The organism is Faecalibacterium sp. BIOML-A4 (assembly GCF_009679665.1).
Taxonomy (GTDB): Bacteria; Bacillota; Clostridia; order Oscillospirales; family Ruminococcaceae; genus Faecalibacterium; species Faecalibacterium taiwanense.
In genome coordinates, this window is record NZ_WKZG01000008.1 from 1 (window position 1) to 16,789 (window position 16,789).

Annotated in this window: 21 protein-coding genes and 1 pseudogene; 9 read left to right on the top strand and 13 right to left on the bottom strand. The window is 42.6% G+C overall.

Annotated features, from left to right (window positions below; all coding sequences use genetic code 11):
* The 12 genes and pseudogenes from GKG34_RS06795 to GKG34_RS06845 all read right to left on the bottom strand — a co-directional run.
* A pseudogene (locus GKG34_RS06795) lies at positions 1-312 on the bottom strand (hypothetical protein); the annotation flags it as partial.
* A gap of 192 nt (positions 313-504) precedes the next feature.
* A complete protein-coding gene (locus GKG34_RS06800; RefSeq protein ID WP_005946421.1) occupies positions 505-840 on the bottom strand; it encodes a hypothetical protein in 336 nt (111 codons plus the stop codon).
* Positions 841-1,025: 185 nt separating this feature from the next.
* Positions 1,026-1,457 (bottom strand): hypothetical protein, encoded by a 432-nt coding sequence (locus GKG34_RS06805; protein WP_005921183.1) that lies wholly within the window; start codon positions 1,455-1,457, stop codon positions 1,026-1,028.
* The gene (locus GKG34_RS06810; protein ID WP_005946426.1) at positions 1,447-2,511 is read right to left on the bottom strand and encodes an FUSC family protein; all 1,065 of its coding nucleotides are present in this window, start codon (positions 2,509-2,511) and stop codon (positions 1,447-1,449) included. The genes GKG34_RS06805 and GKG34_RS06810 overlap by 11 nt, the downstream gene beginning before the upstream one ends.
* 33 nt (positions 2,512-2,544) lie before the next feature.
* The gene (locus GKG34_RS06815; RefSeq protein ID WP_347563433.1) at positions 2,545-3,588 is read right to left on the bottom strand and encodes a HAMP domain-containing sensor histidine kinase; all 1,044 of its coding nucleotides are present in this window, start codon (positions 3,586-3,588) and stop codon (positions 2,545-2,547) included.
* On the bottom strand, positions 3,588-4,298 hold the full coding sequence (locus GKG34_RS06820; protein WP_005946428.1) for a response regulator transcription factor: 711 nt from the start codon (positions 4,296-4,298) through the stop codon (positions 3,588-3,590). Before GKG34_RS06820 ends, GKG34_RS06815 begins: the two co-directional genes overlap by 1 nt.
* Entirely contained in the window at positions 4,277-5,710 is a 1,434-nt protein-coding gene (locus tag GKG34_RS06825; protein ID WP_005946430.1) for a phospholipase D family protein, read from the bottom strand. The genes GKG34_RS06820 and GKG34_RS06825 overlap by 22 nt, the downstream gene beginning before the upstream one ends.
* A gap of 210 nt (positions 5,711-5,920) precedes the next feature.
* On the bottom strand, positions 5,921-7,480 hold the full coding sequence (gene cls, locus GKG34_RS06830) for a cardiolipin synthase (protein WP_154255857.1): 1,560 nt from the start codon (positions 7,478-7,480) through the stop codon (positions 5,921-5,923).
* A gap of 381 nt (positions 7,481-7,861) precedes the next feature.
* Complete coding sequence (locus GKG34_RS16130) at positions 7,862-7,987, bottom strand: hypothetical protein (RefSeq protein ID WP_347563437.1); 126 nt, start codon at positions 7,985-7,987, stop codon at positions 7,862-7,864.
* Positions 7,939-8,064: a hypothetical protein gene (locus tag GKG34_RS16040; RefSeq protein ID WP_278251705.1), complete on the bottom strand. Its 126-nt coding sequence runs from the start codon at positions 8,062-8,064 to the stop codon at positions 7,939-7,941. Before GKG34_RS16040 ends, GKG34_RS16130 begins: the two co-directional genes overlap by 49 nt.
* A 19-nt stretch (positions 8,065-8,083) precedes the next feature.
* Positions 8,084-8,434 carry a S24 family peptidase gene (locus GKG34_RS15645; RefSeq protein WP_173015229.1) on the bottom strand — a complete coding sequence of 117 codons (351 nt, stop codon included), beginning with the start codon at positions 8,432-8,434 and terminating at the stop codon, positions 8,084-8,086.
* A 7-nt stretch (positions 8,435-8,441) separates the two neighbouring features.
* Entirely contained in the window at positions 8,442-9,368 is a 927-nt protein-coding gene (locus GKG34_RS06845) for a S24 family peptidase (protein WP_243139223.1), read from the bottom strand.
* A 208-nt stretch (positions 9,369-9,576) separates the two neighbouring features.
* Between GKG34_RS06845 and GKG34_RS06850 the strand changes: the two genes are divergently transcribed.
* The 4 genes from GKG34_RS06850 (at position 9,577) to GKG34_RS06865 (ending at position 11,608) form a co-directional block, all read left to right on the top strand.
* Positions 9,577-9,774: a hypothetical protein gene (locus GKG34_RS06850; protein WP_005928340.1), complete on the top strand. Its 198-nt coding sequence runs from the start codon at positions 9,577-9,579 to the stop codon at positions 9,772-9,774.
* Between the two features lie 43 nt (positions 9,775-9,817).
* Positions 9,818-10,099 (top strand): hypothetical protein, encoded by a 282-nt coding sequence (locus GKG34_RS06855; protein ID WP_005928337.1) that lies wholly within the window; start codon positions 9,818-9,820, stop codon positions 10,097-10,099.
* Positions 10,099-10,806, top strand: a complete 708-nt coding sequence (locus tag GKG34_RS06860; RefSeq protein ID WP_173015230.1) for an ImmA/IrrE family metallo-endopeptidase — start codon at positions 10,099-10,101, stop codon at positions 10,804-10,806. Before GKG34_RS06855 ends, GKG34_RS06860 begins: the two co-directional genes overlap by 1 nt.
* Positions 10,807-11,332: 526 nt before the next feature.
* Positions 11,333-11,608: a helix-turn-helix transcriptional regulator gene (locus GKG34_RS06865; RefSeq protein ID WP_082210885.1), complete on the top strand. Its 276-nt coding sequence runs from the start codon at positions 11,333-11,335 to the stop codon at positions 11,606-11,608.
* A 56-nt stretch (positions 11,609-11,664) separates the two neighbouring features.
* Here the strand turns inward: GKG34_RS06865 and GKG34_RS15650 are convergent, their stop codons facing one another.
* Positions 11,665-11,826: a hypothetical protein gene (locus GKG34_RS15650; protein ID WP_005946444.1), complete on the bottom strand. Its 162-nt coding sequence runs from the start codon at positions 11,824-11,826 to the stop codon at positions 11,665-11,667.
* 730 nt (positions 11,827-12,556) lie between these two features.
* Here GKG34_RS15650 and GKG34_RS06870 point away from each other — a divergent pair.
* The 5 genes from GKG34_RS06870 to GKG34_RS06890 all read left to right on the top strand — a co-directional run bounded on the left by GKG34_RS06870 (position 12,557) and on the right by GKG34_RS06890 (position 16,754).
* Positions 12,557-13,324: a type II toxin-antitoxin system PemK/MazF family toxin gene (locus tag GKG34_RS06870; protein WP_242821980.1), complete on the top strand. Its 768-nt coding sequence runs from the start codon at positions 12,557-12,559 to the stop codon at positions 13,322-13,324.
* Entirely contained in the window at positions 13,321-14,106 is a 786-nt protein-coding gene (locus tag GKG34_RS06875; RefSeq protein WP_005928324.1) for a DUF6551 family protein, read from the top strand. Before GKG34_RS06870 ends, GKG34_RS06875 begins: the two co-directional genes overlap by 4 nt.
* Before the next feature lie 30 nt (positions 14,107-14,136).
* The gene (locus GKG34_RS16045) at positions 14,137-14,382 is read left to right on the top strand and encodes a helix-turn-helix domain-containing protein (protein WP_005933015.1); all 246 of its coding nucleotides are present in this window, start codon (positions 14,137-14,139) and stop codon (positions 14,380-14,382) included.
* A 90-nt stretch (positions 14,383-14,472) separates the two neighbouring features.
* On the top strand, positions 14,473-15,363 hold the full coding sequence (locus tag GKG34_RS06885; protein ID WP_005928318.1) for a helix-turn-helix domain-containing protein: 891 nt from the start codon (positions 14,473-14,475) through the stop codon (positions 15,361-15,363).
* Complete coding sequence (locus tag GKG34_RS06890) at positions 15,363-16,754, top strand: site-specific integrase (protein WP_154255859.1); 1,392 nt, start codon at positions 15,363-15,365, stop codon at positions 16,752-16,754. The genes GKG34_RS06885 and GKG34_RS06890 overlap by 1 nt, the downstream gene beginning before the upstream one ends.
* Positions 16,755-16,789 lie beyond the last annotated feature (35 nt).

Consider the following 16,789-nt stretch of genomic DNA (forward strand, 5'->3'; position numbering starts at 1 on the left):
ATCATTTCCATCTACAAGGTTCAGATTAAAATGAGCATATCCCAGTTGAACTGCACCGCCCACGATCAGTTGGAGGATTGCCCACAGACCAATGCCGACAAGCAAAACAGCAAGCAGCCGACCGCCGTTTGGCTGGGCGAACAGGTTAAAATGAATGTCCTTTGCCTGATTGGAATTGGAAACGACACTGTTGGAACTGCTCACAATGGTAGCACCGAGCGCACTGGCGGCAATACCTGTCAGAACAGCAGTTTTCCATTTTCCGCGCAGAGCATCGCGAGCGAGCATACGATAGTCGGCAGATATTTTCATAGAAGCAACCTCCTGTCTGAAAATGGCAAGTATGTGTGAAAAGGAATATGATATGCCACTTTAATTTAGATACGTTTGAAACGCTGAAAAAATTGCAGCATGAATGAAAAAGAGGCTGTTGCACCGGCTTTTATCCGTGTGCAACAGCCCCCTTCCTTTACTTCAGCAGCTTGTCCAGTTCATCATATTGCATTACTGGAGCTTTGCAAGGATTTCTTCAGCCGTCATACCGCTGGCAAGCAGCTTCTTCAGCACATCTTCTGCTTCGCCCTTCTTTGCTTCTTCTGCTGCCTTTGCTTCGGCGGCAGCTTTTTTGTTTTCGGCTTTGGCAAGTTCCTTGGTGGCGGCTTTCAATTCTGCTTTCTTGGCTTTCAGCTGCGTTTTCAGATCATCGAGATTTGCAGTCAGCGTAGCAACCTCAGATTCGATTTTTTCCTTTTCAGCGGTCTTTTCTGCAACGACGGCTGCATAATCAACGTTGGCATTTACAATACGGGTCTTATTCTTGCTTCCCTTGGGTCTTGCCATAATAATTTCCTCCCATACAGTGAAATAATTTGATACTTACAAGTATATTCCAAATAGTCAGAATTGCAATAGGTAACCTGAGCTGTTTTCAACTGCTACTGTGCCACATCAGAAGGTAGGGCTTCATAATGGCAAGATACTTATCGCGTGCAGAACTTTCGTGCATATGCTTCTTGAGAATCCATCTAGTGAATACCGACACCCTCCATGATCTTTTCTATCCAATTTGTGGAAGAATCATTTTTCTCACTAAATGACCCCAAATAATGTGACGAACTCTCAACCTCTATTATTACACCATCCGGCATTCTGTATTTTTCTAAACTGAGATTCAAACCTTTAAGTGGGATTGTTCTAGCCAGTTGAGGGATAGAAACTGTATGGAGAATATCAATTTTTGATAAACCTCTATACGTTTCTGTCTTTTCGGCTTCACTTAGCAACCGTTCTGCATACTGATTTGAAATAACCTGTATGCGAAATTGTTCTTTTTCATCCTCGGTCATCTCAAGTGGAACGCCGTGCAATGTGTCTACAATATAGGACGAAATTTTAGCGAAGTGCTCGTCAAAATCAGTGGTATTCAAATTTTCTTCCTGATTCACTTCACTCTGCATGTACGGTCACCTCACTTTCCTTTTTTTTAGGCATAAACCAATAAAATATAACACAAAATGCTAAAGCAAACACAACACCAAAAACATTTTGACTCACTCTAAGACTAACCGCTCCTTGTAGTCCATATGTCTCTGCAGCAATGGCTAAAGCACCAAATGTGTTAAATACTGCCTGCCAGCCATATTGTGCTGAAAATCCTACACCGATTCCACCAAGAATTCCTATATATGCATAGATTGACGAAGGAAGCAGAAAATATAATACTGTAAAACATATAACACCTGCAATATTTCCGACAATCCTTTTACGGACTCTGTAGTGCATATCTTCCATAGACGGCAAAATCACGGACATGGCCGCAATACCAGCCCACATTGCACGTGGCATATTACAAAGTTCTGCAATGCAAAGGACAATCGGTACGCATAAAATCTGACATATCTGCCATTTTGTTCTGGAAGAAGTGATATCAAATTCTTGTATCAGATCTTTCAGATTTCTTTTATAAGTTCTGTTTTTATGATTTCGATAAAATACGAAGCAGGTAAGTGCTGCACCTAAAGCCATTCCGACTAATCGCATCTGATAGCTTTTTCCCGTAACATCATAACCATATAGCAGCAGATACCCAAGAACCAATGTAGATTGATTAAACATGGATGGATTATGGCATCCGAACAGAATCAACACAGCCAGTGCCGCAATATTTAACAGCATTCCCAATACCGGTGAAAACTGATTTGCTAAATGCGGACATACAGTCATAATTACAAAGAACAAAGCCAAAAGCATCGTAGATTGTCCGGTGTGGATCCCCAGATCCGCATTCCTAAACACCATGAGACATAATAAGACTACTACACCTACAATGCTGTTCTCATTTCCAAATAGGATGCTGAAAATACTAACAAAGAAAAAACAAAATGCCATTGTAGCAGCTATCTTCACCAGATATACCCACATATGATATAGTTTTTCTTTTAGTGTTTCACTCTTTTTCAACAGGTTTTTAGAACCTGCCTGATTTAACTGCAACTCCTGATAAAATGTCATATAAATCCTCCCATCTTCTAATTTATCTTAAAACTAGATAATCTCATCTTTCTGCTTTGGCAGCTCTATAACAAATCTGCATCCACCATATTCACGGTTTTCTGCTTTGATTGTTCCTCCGGCACTATCTACAATCCGTTTTACAAGTGCAAGACCTAGGCCATTTCCTTCTGCTTTATGAGATCCATCTACCTGATAGAACTTGTCAAATATTCTGGATTTTACATCATCCTCTATTCCTGGTCCTTCATCTTCCAGAATGAACTTAACAGAATCCTGTTCTTGTTTCAGAAACATCGTAATTGTCCCCTTTGAAGGGCTGAACTTAATCGCATTATCTAAAAGATTTATCCAGATATGCATAAAAAGTCCTTCATTCGCAGTATATTTAACTTCCTCCAATTCTACCTGAAAACCAATTTCTTTTTCTGTCCATTTTGTTTCCAATGAAAGAACTGCCTGGCGGATCTGTTCATCCAGACGATATTCTGTTTTTTTCATTGGTATATTCTGATTCTCTAACTTGGATAACAGCAAAATATTACCAACCAATCCGGAAAGTCTTTGGGTGTTAAATAAGATTTTTTCTACATATTCCTCTTGATCCGGAGACAGTTCTTCTCCCTGAAGCAGCATTGTATATCCTTCAATGGCATTAATCGGGGTCTTAAACTCATGAGAAACATCAGATACAAAATCCATCTGCAGCACCTCTGTTGCACGAAGTTCTTTTGTCATAACGTTAAAACTTTGATAAGATTCTCCAACTTCTTCTATACGGCTGTTCGTTTCCAAATGCTGTTCAAAATCTCCCCGAGAAACTTCCTTCATTGCTTTACTAAGTCTTGTAATTGGTTCCAGTAACTTTGCATTAATAAAGGAAGTGATCAGCCCTGCAATCAATGTATTGAAAATCAAAAGCCAGCCAAGCACAGGTATGCTGCCCGGCAGATTAAAAAAATGATTCAAAAAAGCAAATAATAACGCAGATATGACTGTTGAAAATACAAGTGCCAGCCAGATTGCACCAGTCAGACAGGATCGGATCCGCAATCCTTTTTCTTTCTTTTGTTCCACTATTTTTTCACCACCTTGTATCCAATTCCACGCATTGTTACGATTTCAAAATCAGGGTTATCTTTCAAACGCTCCCTGATTCTTCCTATATGTACCTCTATCGTATGTGGGTCTGCCTCCGTCTCGTATCCCCATACTTCATCCATCAACTGTTGTTTTGTAAATATTCTGCCTGGCGAAGCTGCAAGCTTATATAAAAGCAGGAATTCTTTTTTAGGCAAAACAAGACTTTCCTTATCAGTTGTAACCGTCATTGCATCATAATCAAACTCTGTTGAACCGATCACAATTTTGTGTTCATTCAGTATCTGTGCACGGCGAAGCAGTGCTCCGACTCTTAAAACCATTTCATTCACATTTACCGGTTTTACCATATAATCGTCACTTCCCGAAAGAAATCCCTGGCGCATATCATCAAAGGAACCTTTCGCAGTGATCATAAGTACAGGTATCTGATATCCAGCTGAACGGAGTTCCGACACCAGTTCATAACCATCCATAACCGGCATCATAATATCAGAAATGATCAGATCAATATATTCCTTAACCAATACTTCTAATGCCTGTGCTCCATCCGATGCACTTTTGACTTGATATCCATTCTTCTCAAGCACTTTTTGGAATAGCTGGCTTAATTCTTTATCATCTTCTACAATCAATATTTGAAACACGTTTTCCTTCCTCCTTATTAAAACAGATACCTTGCCCATCCAAGCAGATGCTGTACCAAAAATATTTTTCTCTGACGTTTCTTTGTTAATTCGATTGGCTCTACATGATATGGATCACGATAGGTTCCATCTTCCAATACCTGGCGGGACACTCTTTCATAGTCCATCATGCCCTCTTCCAACTGTTTATTAATATCTTTACTGCGAATTACAAGCATCAGTTCCGTATCCAGATATGCACTTCTCATGTCCATATTAAAGGAACCGATTACAGACAGATCATCGTCAATCAGAATACTTTTTCCGTGGTATGAATAACCGCCTTCATATTCCCAGATATTAATTCCTGTACTTAAGATTCTATTTCTGTTTTTCGCATAATCGGCAGCCCCAAATGGATTCCCATTATTCGCAACTGAATTTGTCATGATAGAAAAATCTGAAACGTTCTCTGCAATCTCCTCCCATGTATTATACATCATATCATTACAGATAATATATGGCGTGTGGATCTTCACACGATTTTTTGCATTTTTCATCAATTCTCCCAACTGATACCACACTACTGGTTCTTTGGAACCTGTGTGAATAGGATTTGACACTAATGCAATCTTTTCTGTCTCAAAAGTTTCGTCCGTGTAATCGGTATCGCAGATTCTTTCCTTATTCTCTTCAAAATATTTCTGATAGCCGTTCTGCAGCTCTAAAACTGCGTTCTTTACAGATTTTCTATTTGCCAGTTTTTTATTGTCATGAAAATAATCACTGTCTTCTTGTTCCCATATCGTTTCAAAATACTCTAACAACTGGTTAACTGAATTTTCTTTCTCAGGTTCATCGCAAACCACTAACACGTCTCTGTCATAGTTTTTATGTCCCGGAAAATCACCCAGGAAATAATTGTATGTATTTCTTCCCCCAAGAATATATCTCTTTCCATCTGCAATCAAATATTTATCATGCATTCTACCCATTATTTTCCACGGTTTCAACGGATTGGCCTTATTATACAGTTTAATTTCAACATTCTCATGGGAAGATAATCCATAGAAATACGGATTTCCTTCCATATCAATCCAGCTCTCCATTCCATCTACTAACAGACGAATATGTACACCTCTGTCTGCCGCATCATGCAGTGCTCCTAAGATCAATTTTCCACTTTCATCGGATTGAAATGCAAAAGTAGAAAGAATAATTTCCTTTTGTGCATTCTTGATCAAACGCACTCTTTGTAAAAGCGCTTCTGGATTCTTTTCTATGATTACTGCCCGTTCTGTATTTTCACTGCATTCGTTCCATGACCCATTTTTTGTTTCTTTTTTGGTTGTATTGGACACTTCCGGCTGCTTTTTATATGCAACGCAGATTCCGAGCAATTCATAAAAAGCTACACATAAAAAAATTGCCAGTATAACAAGAAGGATTTTACATATTTTATGCTTTTTCATTGTACATCACCTGATTCCTTTTTATTTCTTATTCTTATTCATTAGCAATACAATACAATAGAAAACTCAATTTAACCTCAACAAGGTTTGTTTTTTCATCCATGCAAAATCTTCTTTGTACAACAGACTGTTAGATATAGCAAAAACGGCCTTTCAAAAACAGTTGACTTCTAAATCAACTGTTTTTTGAAAGGTCGTTTCATCAGATTCTTATAGCAATCCAGCAAATAATCTCATAAATAATTGTCCCAGTCGCAAATATGCACTTCGTCCGGTTTGATATTGGTCTGTCACATCACGACATTCTCCCATCGTTCTTATCAGATCATTTTTTATTTCCACAACTGCCTGACAATTTGCCATAAAACAGCCGTTCTCAAAATGGTGATATAAACTTCGATAATCCAAATTAATTGTTCCACAAGTTGCCATACAGTCATCTGCCACACTCATTTTTGCATGACAGAAACCAGGAGTCCACTCATAAACACGAACACCATGTTTAACTAATCCATGATAAAAAGAACGAGTTACATTATAAATGAATTTTTTATCAGGGATACCAGGTGTGATAATTCTTACGTCTACCCCTCGCTTAGCAGCCAGACATAACGCATGCGTCATTTCATCTGTTATGATTAGATATGGAGTCATAAACCAACAATATTTTTCAGCTTTATTTATCATACTGATATAAACTTCTTCTCCGACCTGCTCATTATCCATAGGACTGTCTGCATAAGGCTGAACAAAACCTGTTTGCTGTGCTTTATAATCGTAATGAATAATGTATTTACTAAAATCAGTATCATTCGTAGCTTTTTCACTAACAGCATTCCACATTTCTAAAAATGTCACTGTAAGCGACTGAACAGCATCTCCTTCTAAACGAATACCTGTATCTTTCCACTGTCCATACGGGTGTGTGTAATTAAAATATTCGTTTGCTAGATTATATCCACCTGTAAATCCGACTTTTCCATCAATAACTGTTATTTTTCTATGATCACGATTGTTCAAAAACAGATTTAAACCTGGCATAAACGGATTGAATACACGGCAATGAATTCCTATTGCCTCCATTTTTTTCACAAAATCTGTGTTAATAAAGCCTATAGAACCCATATCATCGTAGAATACTCTAACTTCCACACCTGCTTTTACTCGCTCTTCCAGAACATCTTGAATCTTATGCCATGCTTCAGCGTCTTCTATCGCATGATATTCCATAAAGATAAACTTTTGTGCTTTCTCCAAATCCTTAAGCTGTGCCTCTAATCCTTTCACTGCTTCATCAAAATACACAATATCCGTATTCTGATAGATTGGATACTGCGAATTTCTTTGTATATAACTTGCAATATTTCCTGCCTTCGGAATCGTTTCGTTTATTCTGTTTAAGCACTCCTGATTATCGGAAAGCATTGGTAACAATTTGCTATCAATTTCTGCATATCGCTCACGCATTTTATGTGTGCCGCCATTCAAACCAATCAACAAATACAGGCCTACACCCATAATTGGGAAAATTAGAATTAAGATGACCCAAGGCATTTTCATAGAGGATGTCTTATCTGATGCATACAATCCCAAAACTAAAATTCCACTTAAAATCCTTGTAAATAGATTTATGATTTCTGCATATTCATTTAAGCGTGTTACAATAGTAATAATAAAAACTACTTCTAGAAGAATGCAGACTATGGAAAAACACAGCCGTTTTACCCCATTTTTTGTTTTTGCTTTGCCCTCTAAAGTATCTTGTTTCATATATATTCCACCTTCCTACTTGCTCAGTTTTCTGCCTAAATTTCATGAAACATACCAATTTTGTCTTTTATTCTCTGCATTTCATTACACCGGACTGGATAAGTTTGGTGCGGATGTCCTCATACAGTGAAATAATTTGATACTTACAAGTATATTCCAAATAGTCAGAATTGCAATAGGTAACCTGAGCTGTTTTCAACTGCCAAGGCAAATCTTATTCGGTATGCCCGAAGATCGTCGCAAATGTATTCCTTCAATGGTAACAATCATGGAGATTAGTGTTTATCTGGAGATTACCAAAGGATAAATAGAAGCAGTATTAAAGCCGTTCACCACGCAGATTTTCCAGCGTGGCGAACGGCTTTTTTGCTGCCCCTATATTTACAGGTAGGAGGAATCGAAGAAGTCTTTTAATGTAATTCCCAAACCCTGACAAATTCTTTCAATCGTCTCTACGCTTAACTGCCCTCCTCGACGGGCAGTACTTTGGATTGTGGAGTACGATATCCCGCATTTTTTGTCAACACACATAGATTCATATCACGCTCTTGCATCAAATCCTGAACACGCTTGATCGTATCCACGAAAACCCCTCCCATCTTTTTAGTTCAAAACTTTTCCAACGATCTCAAATCTTTGCTCTGGAGATATAAGGATTGGCGAATATTTGGTGTTAAGAGAAACCAAAACCGGTTGGTTATGCACCACGCCATAGCTGTCGGTAAGGAACTCTGCTTGGGATTTGTCTGGGGTATGTTCGTCGTATTTTTTCAGATATCCACAGTCATCATATACGAATATCCCGATATCCCCGCATTCAAGTTCTTCGCAGCGCTTTACCCATACGATCTGTCCGCTATGATAACGTGGCTCCATACTATCACCGCTAACGTATATCCCGAACTCGGCACCAGCCGGAACGCTACTGGCAGGCACCTGTATCTGCTGGAACATTTCACCCTCAAGAAAAGCTCCTAGACCTGCCGATACTGGCAACTCTGATACAGGCATCATTATGTAGTCGATTTCCGCGGGCTCTTCTGCGTCTGGCTGGTAGCGCCGGGATGCAATCAAGTNCAACAACCTCGAATCTTTGCTCTGGAGATATAAGGATCGGCGAATATTTGGTGTTAAGAGAAACCAAAACCGGTTGGTTATGCACCACGCCATAGCTGTCGGTAAGGAACTCTGCTTGGGATTTGTCTGGGGTATGTTCATCGTATTTTTTCAGATATCCACAGTCATCATATACGAATATCCCGATATCCCCGCACTCAAGTTCTTCGCAGCGCTTCACCCATACAATCTGTCCGTTATGATAGCGTGGCTCCATACTATCACCGCTAACATATATCCCGAACTCGGCACCAGCCGGAACGCTACTGGCAGGCACTTGTATCTGCTGGAACATTTCACCCTCAAGAAAAGCTCCTAGACCTGCCGATACTGGCAACTCTGATACAGGCATCATTATGTAGTCGATTTCCGCGGGCTCTTCTGTATCTGGCTGGTAGCGCCGGGATGCAATCAAGTCCATTTCGTACTCGGCAACTTTTTTTTGCCCTATATCATTTAGAAGGGCGGGTTTCTGAAAGGCCTTTGTAAAGTAGGAAGGTCCTTCCTTGATGTTCAATGCGTGACAGATTGCAACCAGTTGGTAGATGCTAGGAGTGGTATAGCCTTTTTCCCATTTGCTGATTCCTTTATCACTGACATCGACGCCATAGTGACGGAGAAGTTCAGAGAAAGCTACAAGTGAATAGCCATTCCTTTTTCGTGTGCCTGCGAGAATCTGACCAACCTCATTGCTATCCCTCGCAGCGACTGCATCATAGCGCACTGTGGATGGGGCTATGTGCATTTTGGTGAGCATGGTTTTCTTTTTCATAACAAGAACACTCCTTTGTGATCCGGTAGCTCTATTATAGTATAGAAAATACAGGAAATCAATAAGAAATCTCCAAAATAGCGACAAATGCGTAATTTACATCTCCATAAAGTGGGTGTATAATCGAATCAAATCCACAAATAACAGCTTTTTGGTGTTAATTCTGGACCGAAATCGTGTATATTTGGCGTTTTTGAGAGGTGATAATATGAGAAAAGAAAATGTAAGATGCCCGATGTGCGGAACCATGAACTATGATGTAGATCTTGATGCAACCGACGGCTGGACAAAATGCCGTCTGTGCAAAGCAGTAACCTGCTCTATGGATGAGTGGAAAAAGCATACAGTGTCCGTTCCTCTGTTAAACGAAAAACAGCTCGTGGCACGCAGTATGATTCGCAAGTAATGCACGCTGCATTCTGATAAATCTGCAAAAAGGAGGAATTCTGATGTGTGGTGATTACAACCTTCGCCGTGAGAAAAGATACGTCGAAGTGGATGTTCGTTTTACTCCTGACGGCAAGATCCGTCCTCTTGCCATAAACTATGACAAGACTCGCACTTATGGAATTGATCGTGTCTTGGCAGTCAAGCACGGTACATCACGTTTTGGCGTGAAAGGACATTGCTTCACCTGCCTGATTTGCGGGCAGAAGCGGAATCTTTGGCTTGAAAAGGGCAAGTGGTTCGTGGAAGCCTACTGTGCCACATCAGAAGGTAGGGCTTCATAATGGCAAGATACTTATCGCGTGCAGAACTCTCGTGCATAGCAGGCAAATATATTGAAATGTACTATGCACTCTTCGGAATAAGCAAAAATGACCCCGCTCCTATTAACCCAGAGCAGTTTGCAAATTCTGTTCTTGGACTGAACCTGAAGATGTTGCCGCTGTGTAGCGATGGTCACATCCTTGGATTAACGGTTTTCCAGAGATGTAGCTTCACAGCAACCCTTGAGGATGGAACAAAGCTTGTTGAAGTATTTATGCCGAGGGATATCGTAATCGATTCTGCTCTTGCGGCAGACAGATGCACTGGATGCCGGAATTTCACAATAGCGCATGAAGCAGCACATCAGATTTTGGCTGATCTGTTTCCGAACGACTACGGAAAAGCAGTCAAGTGCCGTGGGCACATTGTCTATCGGGAAAGAAACGGAAAGGCCTCGTGGGAAGAATGGCAGGCGGATACCCTTGCAGCAGAGCTGCTGATGCCAACATTTCTGATCAATGCCGAAATAGAACGTGTGGCGTTGACTCTGCCAAATGGGATTCTGTACAAATCAGTGTCTGACCCTAACTATGAAAAAATTCTGGAGATGGCTCGACGGATTGGGGTTTCTTGGTCTGCAATCAGGATCAGACTGCAGCAGATGCAGGTTATAAAAGGCAAACCCATCCACTGCCATCCATTGGACATCATGCGATTTGGAGAATGAATATGATTCAGTTAAAGAACCGTCCCTTTGCCGGTAAAGCACCGACTACTACACAGCAGGCAGAATTTAGCATAGGCTGGAGATTTTGCCCTGTTTGTGGAAATAAGTTATACCAAAAAATCGAGGGGTGTTCAGGTATACTACAAGTGAAGTGCAATAGATGCAAAGAAACCCTGAGACTTGATCTGGCATTTAGATGCCGGTGATTTTCCAGTCATTTTAACAAATACGGGTGCATTGCACCCTGAATATGGACTGTTCGCTCCGAGCAACGGGCCCTTGCCGCAAGGCAATGTATGAAACGTGCTCCAAATAGCCGGGCAACAGCTGATTGAGAGATTTTCATTGAAGATCCCTCAGTTGGTTGTTGTCCGGCTATTTTTTTAGCCTTCAGGAAGCCTGCTCCCGTAAAAAGGAGCAGGCTTTATGTTTGTCCGTTTTTCGTGGATGCCCCAAGCGGCTAGATATCCGTAGCAACTCCGAGTTTTCGACTTCTCACGCTTTATCGAAAATTTTGAGGTCACACATGAGCTTTGATCCGAATGCTATTGGTAACCGTATTTTTACTTTGCGTACAAATGCGAAGTTATCGCAGGAAAAACTTGGTGTTTCCCATCGACACCTCGGCGATCTTGAAAGGGGAAGCTCCAATGGCTCTGTAAAAATCCTGATCGATATTGCAGAATACTTCCATGTCAGTATGGATTATCTTCTTTTGGGTCGAGATCCTTCTAGGGATCAGTTTCAAAATGAACTGCAAGCCGCTATAGATCATATTGAAAAAATCAAAGGTCTTTTATAATCACTTCAACAAGAAACGCTCCTGCCAGTTTTACACCGGCAAGAGCGTTTCTTGTGTTATTCAAAAATATCGGCGAGGGTAAGCAGCTGTACTTCTCCGCGTTCCTGTGCCTGAAGTAGTCCGTCCGTAAATCCGCCTTTCGAGAAAATGTAGTAGTGGTAGTTTGTTCCTTTCCCAAAGACTGCTGCATATTCCCGAATCAGTTCCAGTTCGTCCAAACCGATTTTTTCATTACGGTATTCTCATATCGTTTATTTAACTTCCGAAGTTCCTCATCGCGGCAGTAAAATCGGCTCATTTTGTTCCCTCCCAAAAGTGTATTTATCGAATTTATATACTCGTAAGTTAGTTTCTTACGAGTATAATACTTCATTTCTTACATAAAGTCAGGAAATATATTTTTGACGGCTCATCGAGAAATAGGAACGATACTTCCTATTTTCCTCAAAAATTGTGAACTCTGAGTTCCTGTTCATTTCGTTCCGCATCGGTTACAATACAGCCATAGCTTCGGCAAGCGTTCAAAGCAGCCCTCAAGCTATCCCGCCCCTTGAAAATTGAACACGCATTCTTCAGTCACGTTCCTGTGATGATGAGCCACGTCCGTAACAAATGCGATGATCTCCCACTGAGGGAATGAGCGGTAGGTTGACGGTAAATGGATGACAGCTTCTCCATAGCTAAGAGCCATCACAGAATAATGATACTTCTGCCTTCGGGCAGCTCGGTGAGAACCACGGAGAGGTGAGAACCCTATGGATTCGGTACGCTGCCGGACGGCTGAAAGATTTCCCACACGAAAACAGAGTTTTCGGTTTCCGGGGATGTCAGGGACAAATACGGAAAGGTATAGAACTATAAATCACAGCAATTTGCTGTTTGAGATAGTAGGGTGGGCTGTGCGAGCAGCCCACTGTTACATATACGGATAGAAAGGAGAAATCCAAATTGGCCACACGAGGTAAAAAAGAGAAAGAGTATCCGCCTATGCCCGCAAACTGGATGTACAAGCGCGGGGATGTCTACATGATGGATCTGAATCCTTACAGCGGTTCCGAGCAAGGCGGCATCCGACCTGCCATTGTTGTCCAAAACGATGACGGTAATTTTTATTCCAATGTTCTTCTGGTCGTTCCACTGACAACACAGATCAAAAAGCGAAATATACCAACGCATTTTATTCTGCACAATCGTTTTTTGAGTGCGCCATCTATGGCGATTTGCGAAAGCCCGCGCCCCGCAGATAAATCCAGAGTGTTAAGCTACCTTGGGCACCTGTCCAAATATGAAATGCGGCAAGTGTCAGTGTGTCTGCAATACAGCTTTGGGTTCATTGGGTATAAGTCATTCCGAAAATACCTTACGGCTCCTCCGCAGGAGGATGTTCTCGCCGCTGCAAAAGAGCTGCTCTCCCAGCAGTTTCAGAATCTTCGGGTGCTGAACAGTCAGCCCCCTGCTCTCGCCAAGCACACAAAAGGCGATCTACATAGCATTGAGCAGATATCGGAAAGGATGCTCTCCACCCCGACGGAATCTTCTGTTGAGTTCATGGTTGCAGAACTGGATGATGCGCTTCAATCGCTTATGTTCCGCTGGAATATCTGTTATGAACGGTATTCCACTTTCCGCTTATCCGATAACGAAAAGAAGAAAATCGGTTCGATTATCCAATCAGGAATTGATTTTCTGCAAAAAAAGAAGGAGGTTCCTTTATGATGAACGCAGTGGTAAAACCTTACCATGAAATGTGCCTGAACAGCAGTGAGCTGATCGTGCCGCGCGACACTTATCAGCGTGCTCTTCACCCCGCTCGTGTTGCCCGTATCGCAAAAGAATTTGACGAGCGGGTTGCCAATGAGCCGAAGATCAGCTTCCGGGATGGTCACTACTATGTGATGGACGGGCAGAACACCATCGCTGCCCGGAAGTTCCTGAACGGTGGTGATGATCTGCAGATTCGCTGCAAGGTCTACTTTAACATGACCGAGCAGGAAGAAGCCCTCCTGTTTGCACAGCAGACAGGCATTTCGGAACGGCTGAGTGCAGGGCAGAAGCTCCGTGCCCTGATTTTTGCAGGGGAGCCTGCTGCCGTTGCATTCCAGCAGGCCACCGAATTGGCTGGCGTTCATCTTTCTTTTGAAGAAGGCCGGGGCAAGCAGCGGATCAGCTGCATCGCAACCGCCTATCACGAATTCATCCGGCTTGGTCCTGAACTGTATATCGAATCCCTTGATGTTTTGCTGAATGCGTGGGACGGAGAACCTGATTCCATGAGTTCTGCAAATCTGCTCGGCATCTGCCGCTTTGTAGAACTGTACCACTCCGAATACAGTAAAAGCCGTCTGATTGCCAAACTGCGGCAGGTCGATGCATTCACGATTTTTCGCCTTGCACGAACCGCAGGCGTAAGCCTTCCCGGCAAGACGAAGTACCTTCAGCAGGTCTATACTATTTATAATGGTGGCAGCCGCCGGGCTGCATTGCCGCTCAAGTTTTAACTTTAAGTATATTTAACGAGGTATTATCCAATGATTATCCATGAAGAACCTTCGCCCAACTCGGTTTCCTCCCCTGTTTCCACAGCAAAGGACAGCCGCTGCTATACCGTAGAAGACCTGATGGAAATGCTGCTCCTGAGCCGTCCCACTGTCTACCGTCTACTGAAGCAGAACGAATTCCGCTGGTTCAAGGTAAGCGGCGCTTACCGTATTTCCAAAGCCAGCTTTGAAGCATGGCTCAATGATGGCACTGTTGAACGCAATCCTGCTGTTTGACATCCTCAACATTTCACGCGAAATCTGCTATTCTTTAGCCGGGATGAGAAATCCCGGCTAAACTTTTACATAGATAGAGAGGTGTCTTTCATGGATGATATGCGGAATACTTCGGCTCCCTTATACGGAAAAGCTGAACCTGCCACTACCAAAACCACCATGTCGGTTCGTGAGATGCGGCAGCTTCTCGGCCTTGGCAAAACAGATAGCTATTGGCTGCTTCATAAGAATCTCTTTGAAGTCATTCTGATAAACGACAAAAGGCGTATCGTTATTTCCAGCTTTGAGAAATGGTATGCCAATCAGGTCAAATATCATAAGGTCAATGGTTCGCCACCGGGCGAGGAACTTTGCAAACGGTCCTATTCCGTTCCTGACGCCGCCGAGATATTGAAGGTGAAACCCGAAACGATCTATACACTCATCCGACAGGGCAAGTTGAAAACAGAAACGGCAGACTTCTGTATGAGAATTCCCAAAGAGGACTTTGAGCGGTGGTACCGATCACAAAGTCGCTACCGCACAGCAGCCGACCGTGAGCGTGACCGGGAGATTGAAGCGCAAACCATCTCCATCCCGGAAATGGCAAAACTACTCGGTATCCCACGCAAGAATGTTTATGGGATTCTTGATTGCAAAAAATACCGAGATTGTTTCGTCATTGAGCGCGTGGCCGACAGGCCGCGCATTACCAAAAAAAGTTTTAAGGCATGGCTTAAAAGCCAATCTACATACCAACTTCAAAAACCGAAAAAAGAAACGCATGAGGAGCCGCCGCTAAAACTGCAATGTCCCAAGAATGGGAAATACTACAGTTTTCAGGAAATTCAGGCTTTTTACGGAATCAGCCGCCCAACACTTGACTCGTGGGTTCTCAAAGAAGGAATTCCAACGATGAAGTTGGGAAGGGTAAAACGCATCCAAAAAGATGCTTTCGATGAAGTTCTGAAGTCCAAACGTAAAGTAGAGGAGGATGTATAATGGCTAGCATTGTCAAACGCAATAACCGATACTGCGTTGTCTATACCTACAAACACACTAATGGAACGCTAAAGCAGAAATGGGAAACCTTTACCGACCTTGCAGATGCCAAAAACCGTAAGAAAGAGGTCGAATACAAAGAATCCGTCGGTACCTTTGTGGCACCCCAGTGCCGAACTCTAAAAGACCTGCTTAAAGAATACGTCACCCTGTACGGAAGAACCAAATGGGCACTTTCAACCTATCAATCAAACACTGCACTGATTTCAAACTACATAGAACCGCTTATCGGCTCAATGAAGCTGCAAGATCTCACCACCCGCGTAATTGAGGGATATTATCAGCGGCTGCTTAAATACGAAGCCGTTGACCCTATGTGTGGAAAGCGTCAGCATCAATACGTTTCTCCCGGCACGGTTCGTTCGGTTCACAAAATTTTGAGAAGTGCCTTTGAGCAGGCTGTAAAGTGGGAACTTATGGAAAAGAATCCCTGTATTTATGCCACCTTGCCCAAATACACTGCAAAGAAGCGTGATATCTGGACTGCCGAGACCCTGTTCCATGCCTTAGAAGTCTGTGATGATCCACGGCTCCGGCTCTGCATCAACCTCTCCTTCTCTTGTTCTCTGCGCCTTGGCGAACTGCTCGGTTTGACTTGGGATTGCGTGGATATCTCTCCTGAAAGCATCGAAGCCGGGCGAGCCTCCATTTACATAAATAAGGAATTGCAGCGTGTAGACATTGCTTCGCTAAACGCCTTGGAAAACAAAAATGTCATCACTCGTTTTCCCTCGCTGAGTTCCCGCTGTACCACGGTTCAGGTTCTGAAAAGCCCCAAAACAGACAGCAGTATCCGAACCATCTTTCTCCCCAAAACAGTTGCTGAGATGCTTGTCCAATATAAAGCCGAGCAAGACATGACAAGGGATGCACTGGGCACAGAGTACGCTGACTATAATCTTGTGGTCGCCGGCCCGCTGGGAATGCCGACCGAACAATCCACCATCAACGGTGCATTGAAGCAGCTGATTGAGAAAAACAATCTCCCCAAAGTGGTTTTCCACAGCTTCCGACACTCCAGCATTACATACAAGCTCAAGCTGAACGGCGGCGATATCAAAGCCGTGCAGGGCGATTCCGGTCATGCACAGGCTTCGATGGTCACCGAGCAGTACGCACACATTCTGGATGATGATCGGCGTTTGAACGCACAACGATTCGACGATTTCTTCTATCAGCATCATGGTGCAGAGCCTGAAGCCCTCCCTCGCGCAGAGCAATCCACTCCCAAAGCCAGTCCAGTCGATACAGATGCGGCAGCAGCTCTTGCTAAACTGCTGGCTGACCCCTCTATGGCTACACTCATTAAAAATCTTGCAAAGAACCTATAAGCCTCTATACATAAACAGCGGCAGTTTTCCGTATA